The sequence below is a fragment of the Pseudomonas sp. WOUb67 genome (assembly GCF_050058005.1).
Lineage (GTDB): Bacteria > Pseudomonadota > Gammaproteobacteria > Pseudomonadales > Pseudomonadaceae > Aquipseudomonas > Aquipseudomonas putida_R.
Window position 1 is genome coordinate 703619 of sequence record NZ_CP170112.1, and the last position, 16532, is coordinate 720150.

The following is a 16532-nucleotide window of genomic DNA, read 5'->3' on the forward strand; positions in this document are numbered from 1 at the left end:
GGTTACAGGCGCATCGGCATGACAACGTAGGAAGAGTCGTCATTGCCGGCTTCCTGCAGCAGGGCACTGCTGTTGGAATCGGACAGGATCAGACGAACTTGCTCGGTTGTCATCACGCCCAGCACGTCCAGCAGGTAGCTGACGTTGAAGCCGATTTCCAGCGAGCTACCTTCGTAGTCCACGCTGATCTCTTCTTCCGCTTCTTCCTGCTCAGGGTTGTTGGCCTGGATCTTCAGTTGGCCAGCAGCCAGTTGCAGGCGAATACCGCGGTACTTTTCGTTGGAAAGAATCGCAGTACGGCTGAAGGCTTCACGCAGCGCCTGGCGGTCACCGACCACCAGCTTGTCGCCGCCCTTGGGCAGTACACGCTCGTAGTCCGGGAACTTGCCATCCACCAGCTTGGAGGTGAAGGTGAATTCACCGGTGGTGGCGCGGATGTGATGCTGGCCCAGAACGATACTGACCATGCCTTCCGGGTCGGTCAGCAGGCGCGCCAGCTCCAGGATACCTTTGCGTGGCACGATGACCTGGTGGCGATCCTCCTGCTCGATCGGCGCGGTCATGGAGCACAGCGCCAGGCGGTGGCCGTCGGTGGAGACTGCGCGCAGGGTGTTGCGGGAAACCTCAAGCAGCATGCCGTTGAGGTAGTAGCGCACATCCTGCTGGGCCATGGCGAAGCTGGTGCGTTCGATCAGGCGGCGCAGCTTGCTCTGTTCCAGGTTGCAGGTCAGCGAGCCCGGGCCTTCTTCCACAGTCGGGAAGTCATTGGCTGGCAGGGTCGACAGGGTGAAACGGCTGCGGCCGGCCTTCACCAACAATTTCTGCTCGTCGACCTTGATATCGATCAGGGCGTCGTTCGGCAAGCTTTTGCAGATGTCCATCAGCTTGCGCGCCGGCACAGTGATTTCGCCAGGCTCGGCCGGCTCTTCCAGTTGTACGCGGCCTACCAGTTCGACTTCCAGGTCGGTACCGGTCAACGACAGTTGCTGGCCTTGTACGACCAGCAATACGTTGGACAGGACCGGCAAGGTCTGACGGCGCTCTACGACACCGGCGACCAGTTGCAGGGGTTTCAACAGGGCTTCGCGTTGAATGGTGAAATGCATGGTCTAGTCCCTTGCCTTCAATTAGCTGCGCAGACGGCCATCAGGTCGTCAGCGTCCGCAGCAGGTTCTTGTAGTCCTCGCGGATGTCCGCGTCGGATTCCTTCAATTCGTTGATCTTGCGGCAGGCGTGCAGCACGGTCGTATGGTCGCGACCACCGAACATGTCGCCGATTTCCGGCAGACTGTGGTTGGTCAGCTCCTTGGACAGGGCCATGGCCACCTGGCGTGGACGCGCGACAGAACGCGAACGACGCTTGGACAACAGATCAGAGATCTTGATCTTGTAGTACTCGGCGACGGTTCGCTGAATGTTATCCACACTCACCAGCTTATCTTGCAGCGCCAGCAAGTCTTTCAGCGACTCACGGATCAGCTCGATGGTGATGTCGCGGCCCATGAAGTGCGAGTGGGCAATCACCCGCTTCAGTGCACCTTCAAGCTCACGTACGTTGGAGCGAATGCGCTGGGCAATGAAGAAGGCCGCATCATGTGGCAGCTCGACCTTGGCCTGGTCGGCCTTCTTCATCAGGATCGCTACGCGGGTTTCCAGCTCGGGTGGCTCTACAGCCACCGTCAGCCCCCAACCAAAGCGCGACTTCAGGCGCTCTTCCAGGCCTTCGATCTCCTTGGGGTAACGGTCAGAGGTAAGAATTACCTGCTGGCCGCCCTCAAGCAGGGCGTTGAAGGTGTGGAAAAACTCTTCCTGCGAGCGCTCTTTGCGGGCAAAGAACTGGATATCGTCGATCAGCAACGCATCCACCGAACGGTAGAAGCGCTTGAATTCGTTGATGGCGTTGAGCTGCAGCGCCTTGACCATGTCTGCGACGAAGCGCTCCGAGTGCAGGTACACGACCTTGGCGTTCGGGTTCTTCTTCAGCAGGTGGTTACCCACAGCATGCATGAGGTGGGTTTTACCCAGGCCCACGCCGCCATACAGGAACAGCGGGTTATAGCCATGCTTGGGGTTATCGGCCACCTGCCAGGCAGCCGCGCGCGCCAACTGGTTCGACTTACCTTCGACGAAGGTGTCGAAAGTAAAGGTGCGGTTCAGGTAGCTGGTGTGCTTGAGCGCACCTTCCACCTGCACGGTGCGTTGTTCGGTCCGGGCATTGCTGGCTGGCGGCGAAACGGGCTCGGCCATGGCATCGAAGCTGTCACGCGACGACGGCTCGGCCAGTTCATTGACCAGCACAGGCTCTGCCGTGGTTACAGCCGCGGGCTCGACCGCTGCCGCTACCGGCACAGGCCTTTGAGCCTGGGTCTGCGCCCGGGTCTGTGCCAGCGAAGCGGCCACGGCGGCGCTGACTGGCGCGTTGGGCGCAGCCCGAGGAGCCGAGCTGCGACGGCTGCCTATTAATAAGGAAAGGGCAGGCGCAATGCCGCTGCCGTTTTCACCCAACAGCTCGAGCAAGCGGCCCAGGTACTTTTCATTGACCCAATCGAGAACGAAACGGTTAGGCGCATAGACGCGCAACTCGTCGCCTTCGGCTTCGACCTGTAGCGGACGGATCCAGGTGTTGAATTGCTGGGCAGGCAGTTCATCGCGCAGAAGCTCCACGCACTGCTGCCAAAGTTCCACTGACACGGATATCCCCTGAGTTTGAAAGCCGGATGAGGCAAAAACAATCCGCCATTGTACCGGTCGAGCGTTCAGTTATCCACATGTGGACACGTTAGGAACCATGACAAAACAGCCATTTATCGACCAAAACGGCTTTGCCGCACTGTGCATAAGCTCTGTGGATAAGCGGCCATGAGGGCTATGCACAACCCTGGGTCGTAGTCTGTTGATAACTCTTGTGTGGATAAATGCTATTTTAATCCACAGCTTTCGACCACGATGAAAACAAGCGCAGCACCGGTTGAGAACAACGTTGTAAAACTCTGTACAGCCCGATTTTTGTGGCCTACAGATGTTTATCCACAGAAGGTTATCCACGTAATATCTATAAGTTCTTCAGAAAAGCTTTTTATATGTCTCTTCTTTTTTTTCATGTTGTCCCCGATTCGTGTGTCCGATCAAGCACCCCCTCGAGGATGGACGAGCAGGCACCGTCCATCACACGCCCTATAGGGAAAGGCTGGTTGGAAATTGACCTATGGGCTTGCTTTCTCTAGAATCGCCGGTCTCTTAAAAAGGGGGCCATCCCGGCCCGTCGTCGACAAACCAGGTAACACGCCATGAAACGTACTTTCCAACCAAGCACCATCAAGCGCGCCCGCACCCACGGTTTCCGTGCCCGTATGGCTACCAAAAACGGCCGCGCCGTTCTGTCGCGTCGTCGTGCCAAAGGCCGTAAGCGTCTGGCCATTTGATTTTTCGGCACAGGTGGTGAGTCAGGACTTCAGTCGGGAAAAGCGACTGCTTACACCCCGACACTTCAAAGCGGTCTTCGACTCCCCAACCGGCAAGGTTCCAGGGAAAAACCTGCTGATCCTTGCTCGCGAGAACGGTCTCGATCACCCTCGTCTCGGCCTGGTGATCGGCAAGAAGAGCGTCAAGCTCGCCGTTCAACGCAACCGCCTCAAGCGCTTGATGCGCGATTCCTTTCGTCTGAACCAGCAGCTGCTTGCCGGGTTGGACATCGTGATCGTCGCGCGCAAGGGATTGGGTGAGATAGAAAACCCGGAATTGCACCAACACTTTGGCAAACTCTGGAAACGTCTGGCGCGCAGCCGGCCAACGCCAGCAGTCACCGCCAATTCCGCAGGGGTAGACAGTCAAGATGCGTAAACTGGCACTCGTTCCGATCCAGTTTTACCGTTACGCCATTAGTCCTCTGATGGCCAACCACTGTCGTTTTTTCCCCAGTTGCTCCTGTTACGCCTACGAAGCCATCGAAAACCATGGCGTCTGGCGTGGTGGGTGGCTGGCCGTTCGTCGCCTGGGGCGTTGTCATCCGTGGAATGACGGCGGTTTCGACCCCGTTCCACCCGCTCCTTCCTCCCGAACTTCTTCGATAGCCGAGTAATCATGGATATTAAACGCACGATCCTGATCGCCGCGCTGGCAGTCGTGTCCTACGTCATGGTCCTGAAGTGGAACGATGACTACGGCCAGGCTGCCCTGCCGACTCAGAATACTGCTGCCAGCACTGTTGCTCCGGGCTTGCCCGATGGCGTGCCGGCCGGTAACAACGGCGCCAGCGCCGATGTACCGAGCGCCAACGCCGAATCGAGCCCTGCCGAACTGGCACCGGTCGCACTCAGCAAGGACCTGATCCGAGTCAAGACCGACGTTCTGGAACTGGCTATCGATCCGGTCGGTGGTGACATCGTCCAGTTGAACCTGCCGAAGTACCCACGCCGTCAAGACCACCCGAACATTCCGTTCCAGTTGTTCGACAACGGTGGTGAGCGTGTTTACCTGGCACAAAGCGGTCTGACTGGTGCCAACGGCCCAGATGCCCGCGCCAGCGGTCGCCCGCTGTATGCCGCCGAGCAGAAGAGCTACCAGCTGGCCGACGGCCAGGAACAACTGGTGGTCGACCTGAAGTTCAGCGACAACGGTGTCAACTACATCAAGCGCTTCAGCTTCAAGCGCGGTGAGTACGACCTGAATGTCAGCTACCTGATCGACAACCAGAGCGACCAGGCCTGGAGCGGCAACATGTTTGCCCAGCTCAAGCGTGACGCCAGCGGCGATCCGTCCTCCAGCACTGCCACTGGCACCGCCACCTACCTGGGCGCAGCCCTGTGGACAGCTTCCGAGCCTTACAAAAAGGTCTCGATGAAGGACATCGACAAAGGTAGTTTGAAAGAAAATGTGTCCGGCGGCTGGGTTGCATGGCTGCAACACTACTTCGTGACCGCCTGGATTCCGGCCAAGTCGGACAACAACGTTGTTCAGACCCGCAAGGACAGCCAGGGCAACTACATCATCGGCTACACCGGCCCAGCCCTCAGCGTACCTGCTGGTGGCAAGGTCGAAACCAGCGCCATGCTGTACGCCGGCCCGAAGATCCAGTCCAAGCTGAAAGAGTTGTCCCCAGGCCTGGAACTGACCGTCGACTACGGCTTCCTGTGGTTCATCGCCCAGCCGATCTTCTGGCTGCTGCAACATATCCACAGCCTGCTGGGTAACTGGGGCTGGTCGATCATCGTGCTGACCATGCTGATCAAAGGCCTGTTCTTCCCGCTGTCGGCTGCCAGCTACCGCTCCATGGCGCGCATGCGTGCCGTTGCGCCCAAGCTCGCCGCGCTGAAGGAACGCTTCGGTGACGATCGCCAGAAGATGTCCCAGGCGATGATGGAGCTGTACAAGAAAGAGAAGATCAACCCGCTGGGCGGCTGCCTGCCGATCCTGGTGCAGATGCCGGTATTCCTGGCCCTGTACTGGGTACTGCTGGAAAGCGTGGAAATGCGCCAGGCCCCTTGGATGCTGTGGATTACCGACCTGTCGATCAAGGATCCGTTCTTCATCCTGCCGATCATCATGGGCGCCACCATGTTCATCCAGCAGCGCCTGAACCCGACGCCGCCGGATCCGATGCAGGCCAAGGTGATGAAAATGATGCCGATCATCTTCACCTTCTTCTTCCTGTGGTTCCCGGCTGGTCTGGTGCTGTACTGGGTTGTGAACAACTGCCTGTCGATTTCGCAGCAGTGGTACATCACTCGCCGTATCGAAGCAGCCACCAAAAAAGCTGCTGCTTGACGGGCTAGTACGCTAGCCTGTGAATAAAAAACGCCCCCTAGTGGGGCGTTTTTGCTATCTGTCGTTTTTGTCGTAGAGGCTTTCGAGCATGAACACTGTGCGTGAAACCATCGCCGCCATCGCTACCGCCCAAGGCCGCGGTGGTGTGGGTATTGTCAGGTTGTCCGGCCCGCTGGCCAGCAAGGCCGGGCAGTTGATCACCGGCCGTACGCTGACCCCTCGCCATGCCCATTACGGTCCGTTCCGCGACGATGAAGGGCGGGTGCTGGACGAGGGGATTGCGCTGTTCTTCCCTGGGCCGAACTCGTTCACCGGCGAAGATGTGCTGGAACTGCAGGGCCACGGTGGCCCGGTGGTCCTGGACATGCTGCTGCAGCGCTGTGTACAAGTTGGCTGTCGCCTGGCCCGCCCGGGTGAATTCAGCGAACGCGCGTTCCTCAACGACAAGCTCGACCTGGCCCAGGCCGAAGCCATTGCCGACCTGATCGAGGCCAGCTCCAGCCAGGCAGCGCGCAACGCTTTGCGCTCGCTGCAGGGCGAATTCTCCAAGCGCGTGCACAGCCTGACCGAGGCGCTGATTGCCCTGCGCATCTACGTCGAGGCAGCCATCGACTTCCCTGAAGAGGAGATCGATTTCCTCGCAGATGGCCACGTGCTGTCGATGCTCGATGCAGTGCGCGCCGAGTTATCCACCGTGCAACGTGAGGCCGGGCAGGGTGCCTTGCTGCGTGACGGCATGACGGTGGTCATCGCCGGGCGGCCGAACGCCGGCAAGTCGAGCCTGCTTAACCAGCTGGCGGGTCGGGAAGCGGCCATTGTCACCGATATCGCCGGCACCACCCGGGACATCCTGCGCGAACATATCCACATCGACGGTATGCCGCTGCACGTGGTCGATACCGCCGGTTTGCGCGATACCGATGACCATGTGGAAAAGATCGGCGTAGAACGCGCCCTGAAGGCCATTGGCGAGGCCGATCGTGTGTTGCTGGTGGTCGACTCCACCGCGCCCGAGGCCAGCGACCCGTTCGCCCTGTGGCCCGAGTTTCTCGATCAGCGGCCCGACCCGGCCAAGGTCACGCTGATTCGCAACAAGGCCGACCTGAGTGGCGAGCGGGTAGCGCTAAAACAGTGCGATGACGGCCATGTGACCATCACCCTCAGCGCCAAGGGCGACGACACAGGGCTGCAACTGCTGCGCGACCATCTGAAGGCCTGCATGGGTTACGAACAGACGGCAGAGAGTGGTTTCAGCGCCCGCCGGCGCCACCTGGATGCCTTGCGCCAGGCCAGCGGGCACCTGGAGCACGGCCGTGCCCAATTGACCTTGGCGGGCGCAGGAGAGCTGCTGGCAGAGGACTTGCGCCAGGCACAGCATGCCCTGGGGGAAATTACCGGGGCATTCAGCTCGGATGACCTGCTGGGGCGGATTTTCTCCAGCTTCTGCATCGGCAAGTAATCCACAGCCTGGCAATTCCAGACGCCGCTCCTTCAGGAGCGGCTTTTTTTTGCCCGAAATTCGTACCCAAAGGCTGCTACTGCAGAAATTGCGCTCTATCTGAGGCTGGTCGAGCGCTCTGTGGGAGCGGGTTCACCCGCGAAGAGGCCGGCACAGGCTGATCATTTTCATGAACAGACACAAATGTGGGCTCAGGAGCCCTGTGGAAAACTCGCCTTCAGCTCGGTTGATAAGCAGGCTTTTTTCCTGAGGAGAAATCCGCCTGTGGGTAAATAGCCATTTCATCCACAGGCTAAATGGCGTTATCCATAGCCCTCATGGCACTCCAATAACAGGGTTTAATTTCTCTCTACATAGCGCCATTCGTGATCTACAAGACTTTATCCACAGATATCGTTGTGCATAAGAATAAACATAAAAACAAAGCTTTTATAAATTTCTTCTTGTTGATTTCTGTTGTCTGCCACTCATCCACAGACTGGTCAAAATTTGCTCAGACGGTTTCTTTAAAGGGGGTGAAGTCCCTATACTTGTCGGCTTACCTTCTCTATTCGCAAAAACAGGCACGAGGTGCGTGGTGGATTTCCCTTCCCGTTTTGAAGTGATCGTCATCGGCGGCGGCCATGCCGGTACCGAGGCTGCGCTTGCGTCTGCACGCATGGGTGTGAAAACCCTGCTGCTGACCCATAACGTGGAAACCCTCGGTCACATGAGCTGCAACCCCGCCATCGGCGGTATTGGCAAAAGCCATCTGGTCAAAGAGATCGATGCCCTCGGCGGCGCCATGGCGCTGGCCACCGACAAGAGCGGCATCCAGTTCCGCGTTCTGAACAACCGCAAGGGCCCGGCGGTACGCGCCACCCGTGCACAGGCCGATCGCGCCATCTACAAGGCGGTGGTGCGTGAAATCCTGGAAAACCAGCCGAACCTGTGGATATTCCAGCAGTCCTGCGACGACCTGATCGTCGAGCAGGACCAGGTCAAGGGCGTAGTTACCCAGATGGGTTTGCGTTTCTTCGCCGAATCGGTGGTACTGACCACCGGTACCTTCCTGGGCGGGCTTATCCACATTGGTTTGCAAAACCATTCCGGCGGCCGTGCCGGCGATCCACCCTCTATCGCCCTGGCCCACCGCATGCGTGAACTGCCGCTGCGCGTCGGCCGCCTGAAAACCGGGACGCCGCCACGCATCGATGGCCGCTCTGTGGATTTCTCGGTGATGACCGAGCAGCCAGGTGATACGCCGATCCCGGTCATGTCCTTCATGGGCAATGCCGAAATGCACCCGCGGCAGGTGAGCTGCTGGATTACCCACACCAATGCGCGTACCCACGAGATCATCGCCTCGAACCTTGATCGTTCGCCGATGTACTCGGGTGTGATCGAAGGCGTCGGGCCGCGCTACTGCCCATCGATCGAAGACAAGATCCACCGCTTTGCCGACAAGGAAAGCCACCAGGTGTTCATCGAGCCGGAAGGCCTGAACACCCATGAGCTTTACCCCAACGGTATTTCCACTTCGCTGCCGTTCGACGTGCAGCTGGAGCTGGTGCGTTCGATCCGCGGCATGGAAAACGCCCACATCGTCCGCCCGGGCTACGCCATCGAGTACGACTACTTCGACCCGCGTGACCTCAAGTACAGCCTCGAGACCAAAGTCATCGGCGGCCTGTTCTTCGCCGGGCAGATCAACGGCACCACCGGTTACGAAGAAGCCGGTGCCCAGGGCCTGCTGGCCGGGACCAACGCCGCATTGCGCGCACAGGGCCGAGAAAGCTGGTGCCCGCGCCGCGACGAGGCGTACATCGGCGTACTGGTCGACGACTTGATCACCCTGGGTACCCAGGAGCCGTACCGCATGTTCACCTCGCGCGCCGAGTACCGCCTGATCCTGCGCGAAGACAACGCCGACCTGCGCCTGACCGAGAAGGGCCGTGAACTGGGCCTGATCGACGATCAGCGCTGGGCGGCCTTCTGCGCCAAGCGTGACGGCATCGAGCGTGAGGAACAGCGCCTGAAGTCGACCTGGGTTCGGCCGAACACCGAACAAGGCCAAGCCATTGTGGATAAGTTCGGCACGCCACTCAGCCACGAGTACAGCCTGCTCAACCTGCTGGCTCGCCCGGAAATCGACTACGCCGGGTTGATCGAGGCGACCGGCGGTGACGCAATCGATCCACAGGTCGCCGAGCAGGTCGAGATCCGCACCAAGTACGCGGGCTACATCGACCGTCAGCAGGATGAAATCGCTCGCCTGCGCGCCAGCGAAGACACCCGCCTGCCTGTGGATATCGACTACACGACGATCTCCGGCCTGTCCAAGGAGATCCAGGGCAAGCTTGGCCAGACCCGCCCGGAAACCCTGGGCCAGGCTTCGCGCATCCCGGGCGTGACCCCGGCGGCGATTTCCCTGTTGCTGATTTACTTGAAAAAACGCGGCGCTGGCCGCGAATTGGAGCAAAGCGCTTGAGTTCCCTGGTCACCCCGCAACACGCTGAAGAGTTGTCCACAGGCGCGCGTCAGCTCGGTGTCGAGCTGAGCGCCGAGCAGCACGAGAAACTGCTTGGCTACCTGGCCCTGTTGATCAAATGGAACAAAGCCTACAACCTCACGGCCGTGCGCGACCCGGACGAGATGGTGTCGCGCCATCTGCTCGACAGCCTGAGCGTCATGTCGTTTATCCACAGCGAGCGTGACAACTGGCTGGATGTTGGCAGCGGCGGTGGCATGCCGGGTATTCCGTTGGCTATCCTGCATCCGCACAAGCGCGTGACGGTGCTGGACTCCAACGGCAAGAAGACCCGCTTCCTGACCCAGGTGAAAATGGAGCTCAAACTGGACAACCTCACGGTTATCCACAGCCGGGTCGAAGCCTTCCAGCCGGCTCAGCCGTTCGACGGAATCATCTCCCGCGCCTTCAGCAGCATGGAGAACTTCACCAACTGGACCCGCCATCTGGGCGACACCGGGACGCAATGGCTTGCAATGAAGGGGCTGCATCCTGCCGATGAACTGGTAGCATTGCCCGCAGACTTCACAGTGGAAAGCGAACAGGCCCTGACCGTTCCAGGTTGCCAGGGCCAGCGCCATCTGCTGATACTGCGCCGCAAGGCATGACTGGGAACACGCGCATCAATGGCTAAGGTATTCGCAATCGCGAACCAGAAAGGTGGTGTAGGCAAGACCACCACCTGTATCAATCTCGCCGCCTCGCTGGCCGCGACCAAGCGTCGTGTGCTGCTGATCGACCTCGATCCGCAGGGCAACGCCACCATGGGCAGCGGTGTGGACAAGCACGAGCTCGAGCACTCGGTCTACGACCTGCTGATCGGGGAATGCGACCTGGCCCAGGCCATGCATTACTCCGAGCACGGCGGCTTCCAACTGCTGCCGGCCAACCGCGACCTGACCGCCGCGGAAGTGGTGCTGCTGGAAATGCAGGTCAAGGAGAGCCGCCTGCGCAATGCCCTGGCGCCGATCCGCGAGAACTACGACTACATCCTGATCGACTGCCCGCCGTCGTTGTCCATGCTGACGCTGAACGCCCTGGTCGCTTCCGATGGCGTGATCATCCCCATGCAGTGCGAGTACTACGCACTGGAAGGCCTCAGCGACCTTGTGGATAACATCAAGCGCATCGCCGCCCGGTTGAACCCGGAGCTGAAGATCGAGGGCCTGCTGCGGACGATGTACGATCCTCGCCTGAGCCTGAACAACGATGTTTCGGCGCAGCTGAAGGAACACTTTGGCCCGCAGCTGTACGACACGGTCATTCCGCGCAACATTCGCCTGGCCGAGGCCCCCAGCTTCGGCATGCCGGCCCTGGCCTACGACAAGCAATCGCGCGGCGCGCTGGCTTATCTGGCCCTGGCCGGGGAACTGGTTCGCCGTCAGCGCCGTCCATCTCGCACTGCACAAACAACTTAAGGAATCCGTATGGCCGTCAAGAAACGGGGTCTCGGACGTGGGTTGGATGCACTGCTCAGTGGTCCTTCCGTCAGCGCGCTCGAAGAGCAGGCTGTGAAGATCGACCAGAAAGAACTGCAACACCTGCCGGTCGAGCTGATCCAGCGTGGCAAGTACCAGCCGCGTCGGGACATGGACCCGGAGGCGCTGGAAGAGCTGGCGCATTCGATTCGCAGCCATGGCGTCATGCAACCGATCGTGGTCCGCCCGATTGGCGACAACCGCTTCGAGATCATCGCCGGTGAGCGCCGCTGGCGCGCGACTCAGCAGGCCGGCCTGGACACGATCCCGGCCATGGTCCGCGAAGTGCCCGATGAAGCCGCCATTGCCATGGCGCTGATCGAGAACATCCAGCGCGAAGATCTCAACCCGCTGGAAGAGGCCATGGCCCTGCAGCGTCTGCAGCAGGAATTCGAGCTCACCCAGCAACAGGTGGCTGACGCCGTGGGCAAGTCGCGGGTAACCGTGGCCAACCTGCTGCGCCTGATCACCCTGCCGGAGGCGATCAAGACCATGCTCGCCCACGGTGACCTGGAGATGGGTCACGCACGCGCATTGCTCGGCCTGGACGAAAACCGTCAGGAGGAGGGGGCGCGTCATGTTGTCGCACGTGGCCTCACCGTGCGCCAAACCGAGGCACTGGTGCGTCAGTGGCTCAGTGACAAGCCTGATCCGGTCGAACCGAGCAAACCTGATCCGGATATCGCACGCCTTGAACAGCGGCTCGCAGAGCGCCTGGGCTCGGCCGTCCAGATCCGTCATGGCAACAAGGGCAAAGGCCAGTTGGTTATTCGTTACAACTCGCTTGACGAGTTGCAAGGCGTGCTTGCTCACATCCGCTGAAACAATTCCTGTTGTAGCGCGCAGTCGGAAATCACTACCGAAGAGTTGAATAGGGGTTAATCCACCCCTATACTCTGCGCGCATTTTGTCGGCACAAATTATGCCAAGTCATAGCTGACTTGTTGGTCGACTTCCGAGGAGCAGTTGTGATGGAAATTCGCACGCCAAACCGCCTGCCTTTCCATCGCTGGGCGGTTTTTCCGGTACTGCTGGCTCAATTTGTCGTACTGCTGCTGGCAACCTTGGTGTTGTGGCAGTGGAAAGGGGCGGTCAGTGGATATTCAGGCCTTTGCGGAGGTTTGATTGCGTGGCTGCCCAATGTGTATTTCGCCTGGAAGGCTTTTCGCTTCAGCGGAGCTCGGGCTGCACAAGCTATCGTCAAGTCGTTTTACGCTGGCGAGGCAGGCAAGATGATTTTGACGGCAGTGCTTTTTGCACTGACCTTCGCAGGAGTGAAGCCACTGGCGCCGTTAGCAGTATTCGGCGTCTTCGTGTTGACCCTTTTGGTCAGCTGGTTCGCGCCCCTGCTGATGAATAAAAGACTTTCGAGACCTTAGGGCGTTTGAGGCAACCATGGCAGCAGAAACCGCTTCGGGCTATATCCAGCACCACTTGCAGAACCTGACCTACGGTCAACTACCAGACGGCAGCTGGGGCTTCGCCCATTCGGCTGCAGAAGCCAAGGCAATGGGCTTCTGGGCGTTCCACCTGGACACCCTGGGTTGGTCCGTCGCGCTGGGTCTGATCTTCCTGCTCATCTTCCGCATGGCGGCCAAGAAGGCGACTTCCGGCCAACCTGGCGGTCTGCAGAACTTCGTAGAAGTGATGGTCGACTTCGTCAACGGCAGCGTGAAGGACTCCTTCCACGGCCGTAGCCCGGTAATTGCTCCGCTGGCGCTGACCATTTTCGTCTGGGTATTCCTGATGAACGCCGTTGACCTGGTACCGGTCGACTGGATTCCTCAGCTGGCCATCCTGATTTCCGGTGATCCGCACATTCCGTTCCGCGCCGTGTCGACCACCGACCCGAACGCGACCCTGGCCATGGCCTTCTGCGTGTTCGCCCTGATCATCTTCTACAGCATCAAGGTCAAGGGCCTGGGCGGCTTCCTCGGTGAGCTGACCCTGCACCCGTTCGGCAGCAAGAACATCTTCCTGCAGATCCTGCTGATTCCGGTCAACTTCCTGCTGGAATTCGTCACCCTGATCGCCAAGCCGATCTCGCTGGCACTGCGTCTGTTCGGCAACATGTATGCCGGCGAACTGGTGTTCATCCTGATCGCGGTCATGTTCGGCTCGGGCCTGCTGTGGCTCAGCGGCCTGGGTGTGGTGCTGCAATGGGCGTGGGCTGTGTTCCACATCCTGATCATCACCCTGCAAGCTTTCATCTTCATGATGCTGACCATCGTCTACCTGTCGATGGCCCACGAAGATAACCATTAAGACCGCCTGGCGTGTCTGATAGCCTTCCCCGCCTGTTCGGGGGAGGGCTTAAAAAGTCCGCAAGGGCAGCTGTACTCACGATTTGTTTTACCGCTTCAAACTAAAAACCTAACCAATACGACGTAAAAGTCGGGAGGAAAGATGGAAACTGTAGTTGGTCTGACCGCTATCGCTGTTGCTCTGCTGATCGGCCTGGGTGCACTGGGTACCGCCATTGGTTTCGGCCTGCTGGGCGGCAAATTCCTGGAAGGCGCTGCTCGTCAACCAGAAATGGTTCCGATGCTGCAGGTTAAAATGTTCATCGTTGCCGGTCTGCTCGACGCCGTAACCATGATCGGTGTTGGTATCGCTCTGTTCTTCACCTTCGCGAATCCGTTCGTTGGTCAGATCGCCGGCTAATCACTCGTCACCACGAGTTGATGGCTGTATGAATTAAGACCGAGCGAGGTGTTGGCGTGAACATTAATGCAACCCTGATTGGCCAATCCGTTGCTTTCCTGATTTTTGTACTCTTCTGCATGAAGTATGTATGGCCTCCGGTCATCACTGCCCTGCAAGAGCGCCAAAAGAAGATTGCCGACGGTTTGGACGCTGCCAACCGCGCAGCTCGCGACCTGGAGCTGGCCCAAGAGAAAGCGGGTCAGCAACTGCGTGAAGCTAAAGCACAGGCAGCCGAAATCATTGAGCAAAGCAAGAAACGCGCTGCTCAGCTTGTCGAGGAAGCCCGTGAACAGGCCCGCGTCGAAGCTGACCGTGTGAAGGCTCAGGCTCTGGCCGAGATCGAACAGGAACTGAACAGCGCTAAAGACGCCCTGCGTGCCCAAGTGGGTGCTCTGGCCGTTGGCGGTGCTGAAAAGATCCTTGGCGCCACAATCGATCAAAACGCGCATGCGGAGCTGGTTAACAAACTGGCCGCTGAAATTTAAGCGAGGGCGATCATGGCAGAACTGACCACGTTGGCCCGACCTTACGCTAAGGCTGCCTTTGAGCATGCCCAGGCCCATCAGCAACTGGCCAATTGGTCAGCCATGCTCGGCCTGGCTGCTGCGGTGTCGCAAGACGACACCATGCAGCGCCTGCTCAAGGCCCCGCGACTGACGAGCGCAGAAAAGGCCGCCACGTTCATTGACGTGTGCGGTGACAAGTTCAATGCACAGGCACAGAATTTCATTCATGTTGCCGCGGAAAACGACCGTCTCCTGCTTCTGCCGGAGATTGCCGCTCTGTTTGACCTGTACAAGGCCGAGCAAGAGAAATCCGTGGACGTGGAAGTCACCAGTGCCTTCGCGTTGAACCAAGAACAGCAAGACAAACTCGCCAAGGTTCTCAGTGCACGGTTAGGCCAGGAAGTGCGCCTGCACGCGTCGGAGGATGCCAGCCTGATTGGCGGCGTCGTCATCCGCGCTGGTGACCTGGTAATCGATGGCTCTGTTCGCGGCAAAATCGCGAAACTGGCCGAAGCATTGAAATCTTGAGTTTGAAGGGGCAGCAGAGCAATGCAGCAACTCAATCCTTCCGAAATTAGTGAAATCATCAAGGGCCGCATCGACAACCTCGATGTGAGCTCCCAAGCCCGTAACGAAGGTACCGTTGTTTCGGTTTCCGACGGTATCGTGCGGATCCACGGTCTGGCCGACGTCATGTACGGCGAAATGATCGAGTTCCCGGGCGGCGTATACGGCATGGCACTGAACCTGGAGCAAGACTCCGTAGGTGCAGTGATCCTGGGTGCCTACGACACCCTCGCCGAAGGCATGAGCGCCAAGTGCACCGGCCGCATCCTGGAAGTTCCGGTTGGTAAGGAACTGCTGGGCCGCGTCGTCGACGCACTGGGCAACCCGATCGACGGCAAAGGTCCTCTGGGCAACACCCAGACCGACGCGGTCGAGAAAGTAGCTCCAGGCGTGATCTGGCGTAAGTCGGTAGACCAGCCTGTACAGACTGGCTACAAATCCGTCGACGCCATGATCCCTGTCGGCCGTGGCCAGCGTGAGCTGATCATTGGCGACCGTCAGATCGGCAAGACCGCCATGGCCATCGACGCCATCATCAACCAGAAAGACTCCGGTATTTTCTGTGTTTATGTAGCTGTCGGCCAGAAGCGTTCCACCGTTGCCAACATCGTTCGCAAGCTGGAAGAAAACGACGCACTGAAAAACACCATCGTGGTGGTTGCCAGTGCTTCGGAATCCGCCGCACTGCAATTCCTGGCGCCATACGCCGGTTGCACCATGGGCGAGTTCTTCCGTGACCGCGGTGAAGACGCACTGATCGTTTACGATGACCTGTCCAAGCAGGCCGTTGCCTACCGTCAGATCTCCCTGCTGCTGCGCCGTCCACCAGGACGTGAAGCGTACCCAGGCGACGTGTTCTATCTCCACTCCCGTCTGCTGGAGCGTGCATCGCGCGTTTCGGAAGAGTACGTCGAGAAGTTCACCAACGGTGCTGTCACTGGCAAAACCGGTTCCCTGACCGCTCTGCCGATCATCGAAACCCAGGCTGGCGACGTTTCCGCGTTCGTTCCGACCAACGTGATTTCCATCACCGACGGTCAGATCTTCCTGGAATCGGCCATGTTCAACTCGGGCATCCGCCCTGCAGTGAACGCCGGTGTTTCGGTATCCCGCGTAGGTGGTGCCGCTCAGACCAAGATCATCAAGAAGCTGTCCGGTGGTATTCGTACCGCGCTGGCTCAGTACCGTGAACTGGCTGCATTCGCCCAGTTCGCGTCCGATCTGGACGAAGCGACCCGCAAGCAGCTGGAGCATGGTCAGCGCGTTACCGAGCTGATGAAGCAGAAGCAGTACGCGCCAATGTCCATCGCGGACATGGCCCTGTCGCTGTACGCCGCTGAGCGTGGCTTCCTGACCGACGTAGAAGTCTCCAAGATCGGCAGCTTCGAGCAAGCACTGATCGCCTTCTTCAACCGTGATCACGCTGAACTGATGGCGAAGATCAACGTGAAGGGTGACTTCAACGACGAAATCGACGCAGGCCTGAAAGCCGGTATCGAGAAGTTCAAGGCCACCCAGACCTGGTAAGCCGCAGCGGGGGCCCT

17 protein-coding genes are annotated in these 16532 nt (G+C 59.2%); 15 read left to right on the forward strand and 2 right to left on the reverse strand.

Going from position 1 to position 16532, the window contains the following annotated elements; translation table 11 throughout:
- Positions 1 to 2: 2 nt before the first annotated feature.
- Complete coding sequence (gene dnaN, locus ABOC32_RS03125; protein ID WP_016497344.1) at positions 3 to 1106, reverse strand: DNA polymerase III subunit beta; 1104 nt, start codon at positions 1104 to 1106, stop codon at positions 3 to 5.
- Between the two features lie 40 nt (positions 1107 to 1146).
- Positions 1147 to 2691, reverse strand: coding sequence for a chromosomal replication initiator protein DnaA (gene dnaA / locus ABOC32_RS03130; protein ID WP_426810113.1), 1545 nt, complete (start codon positions 2689 to 2691; stop codon positions 1147 to 1149).
- 596 nt (positions 2692 to 3287) lie between these two features.
- On the opposite strand from dnaA, the gene rpmH reads away from it, so the two are divergent.
- From rpmH to atpA, 15 genes are all read left to right on the forward strand, one after another.
- Positions 3288 to 3422, forward strand: a complete 135-nt coding sequence (gene rpmH / locus ABOC32_RS03135; RefSeq protein ID WP_003253163.1) for a 50S ribosomal protein L34 — start codon at positions 3288 to 3290, stop codon at positions 3420 to 3422.
- A 13-nt stretch (positions 3423 to 3435) separates the two neighbouring features.
- Positions 3436 to 3840: a ribonuclease P protein component gene (gene rnpA / locus ABOC32_RS03140; protein WP_003253166.1), complete on the forward strand. Its 405-nt coding sequence runs from the start codon at positions 3436 to 3438 to the stop codon at positions 3838 to 3840.
- Complete coding sequence (yidD, locus tag ABOC32_RS03145; protein ID WP_080642832.1) at positions 3833 to 4078, forward strand: membrane protein insertion efficiency factor YidD; 246 nt, start codon at positions 3833 to 3835, stop codon at positions 4076 to 4078. The genes rnpA and yidD overlap by 8 nt, the downstream gene beginning before the upstream one ends.
- 2 nt (positions 4079 to 4080) lie before the next feature.
- Positions 4081 to 5763, forward strand: coding sequence for a membrane protein insertase YidC (yidC, locus tag ABOC32_RS03150; RefSeq protein WP_016502301.1), 1683 nt, complete (start codon positions 4081 to 4083; stop codon positions 5761 to 5763).
- Between the two features lie 88 nt (positions 5764 to 5851).
- Entirely contained in the window at positions 5852 to 7222 is a 1371-nt protein-coding gene (gene mnmE, locus ABOC32_RS03155) for a tRNA uridine-5-carboxymethylaminomethyl(34) synthesis GTPase MnmE (protein WP_426810114.1), read from the forward strand.
- 577 nt (positions 7223 to 7799) lie between these two features.
- Positions 7800 to 9692 (forward strand): tRNA uridine-5-carboxymethylaminomethyl(34) synthesis enzyme MnmG, encoded by a 1893-nt coding sequence (mnmG, locus tag ABOC32_RS03160; protein WP_041168155.1) that lies wholly within the window; start codon positions 7800 to 7802, stop codon positions 9690 to 9692.
- Positions 9689 to 10339 (forward strand): 16S rRNA (guanine(527)-N(7))-methyltransferase RsmG, encoded by a 651-nt coding sequence (gene rsmG, locus ABOC32_RS03165; protein WP_426810115.1) that lies wholly within the window; start codon positions 9689 to 9691, stop codon positions 10337 to 10339. The genes mnmG and rsmG overlap by 4 nt, the downstream gene beginning before the upstream one ends.
- Before the next feature lie 18 nt (positions 10340 to 10357).
- On the forward strand, positions 10358 to 11149 hold the full coding sequence (locus tag ABOC32_RS03170; RefSeq protein ID WP_016502297.1) for a ParA family protein: 792 nt from the start codon (positions 10358 to 10360) through the stop codon (positions 11147 to 11149).
- 9 nt (positions 11150 to 11158) lie between these two features.
- Complete coding sequence (locus ABOC32_RS03175; RefSeq protein WP_016502296.1) at positions 11159 to 12031, forward strand: ParB/RepB/Spo0J family partition protein; 873 nt, start codon at positions 11159 to 11161, stop codon at positions 12029 to 12031.
- Between the two features lie 149 nt (positions 12032 to 12180).
- Complete coding sequence (locus ABOC32_RS03180) at positions 12181 to 12588, forward strand: F0F1 ATP synthase subunit I (RefSeq protein WP_008092225.1); 408 nt, start codon at positions 12181 to 12183, stop codon at positions 12586 to 12588.
- 16 nt (positions 12589 to 12604) lie between these two features.
- A complete protein-coding gene (gene atpB, locus ABOC32_RS03185) occupies positions 12605 to 13474 on the forward strand; it encodes a F0F1 ATP synthase subunit A (protein WP_086976548.1) in 870 nt (289 codons plus the stop codon).
- Positions 13475 to 13615: 141 nt separating this feature from the next.
- Positions 13616 to 13873, forward strand: a complete 258-nt coding sequence (gene atpE, locus ABOC32_RS03190) for a F0F1 ATP synthase subunit C (protein WP_003097235.1) — start codon at positions 13616 to 13618, stop codon at positions 13871 to 13873.
- Positions 13874 to 13929: 56 nt separating this feature from the next.
- On the forward strand, positions 13930 to 14400 hold the full coding sequence (locus ABOC32_RS03195; protein ID WP_003253189.1) for a F0F1 ATP synthase subunit B: 471 nt from the start codon (positions 13930 to 13932) through the stop codon (positions 14398 to 14400).
- 12 nt (positions 14401 to 14412) lie between these two features.
- Positions 14413 to 14949: a F0F1 ATP synthase subunit delta gene (locus ABOC32_RS03200; RefSeq protein ID WP_003253191.1), complete on the forward strand. Its 537-nt coding sequence runs from the start codon at positions 14413 to 14415 to the stop codon at positions 14947 to 14949.
- A 21-nt stretch (positions 14950 to 14970) separates the two neighbouring features.
- A complete protein-coding gene (atpA, locus tag ABOC32_RS03205) occupies positions 14971 to 16515 on the forward strand; it encodes a F0F1 ATP synthase subunit alpha (protein WP_027592078.1) in 1545 nt (514 codons plus the stop codon).
- The last annotated feature ends 17 nt before the right edge of the window (positions 16516 to 16532 follow it).

Coding starts and splice junctions, on each gene's coding strand:
- atpB (WP_086976548.1), top strand. CDS start 12,605: ATGGCAGCAGAAACCGCTTCGGGCTATATCCAGCACCACTTGCAGAAC.
- ABOC32_RS03180 (WP_008092225.1), top strand. CDS start 12,181: ATGGAAATTCGCACGCCAAACCGCCTGCCTTTCCATCGCTGGGCGGTT.
- yidD (WP_080642832.1), top strand. CDS start 3,833: ATGCGTAAACTGGCACTCGTTCCGATCCAGTTTTACCGTTACGCCATT.
- yidC (WP_016502301.1), top strand. CDS start 4,081: ATGGATATTAAACGCACGATCCTGATCGCCGCGCTGGCAGTCGTGTCC.
- ABOC32_RS03200 (WP_003253191.1), top strand. CDS start 14,413: ATGGCAGAACTGACCACGTTGGCCCGACCTTACGCTAAGGCTGCCTTT.
- rpmH (WP_003253163.1), top strand. CDS start 3,288: ATGAAACGTACTTTCCAACCAAGCACCATCAAGCGCGCCCGCACCCAC.
- ABOC32_RS03175 (WP_016502296.1), top strand. CDS start 11,159: ATGGCCGTCAAGAAACGGGGTCTCGGACGTGGGTTGGATGCACTGCTC.
- ABOC32_RS03170 (WP_016502297.1), top strand. CDS start 10,358: ATGGCTAAGGTATTCGCAATCGCGAACCAGAAAGGTGGTGTAGGCAAG.
- dnaN (WP_016497344.1), bottom strand. CDS start 1,106: ATGCATTTCACCATTCAACGCGAAGCCCTGTTGAAACCCCTGCAACTG.
- mnmE (WP_426810114.1), top strand. CDS start 5,852: ATGAACACTGTGCGTGAAACCATCGCCGCCATCGCTACCGCCCAAGGC.
- atpA (WP_027592078.1), top strand. CDS start 14,971: ATGCAGCAACTCAATCCTTCCGAAATTAGTGAAATCATCAAGGGCCGC.
- atpE (WP_003097235.1), top strand. CDS start 13,616: ATGGAAACTGTAGTTGGTCTGACCGCTATCGCTGTTGCTCTGCTGATC.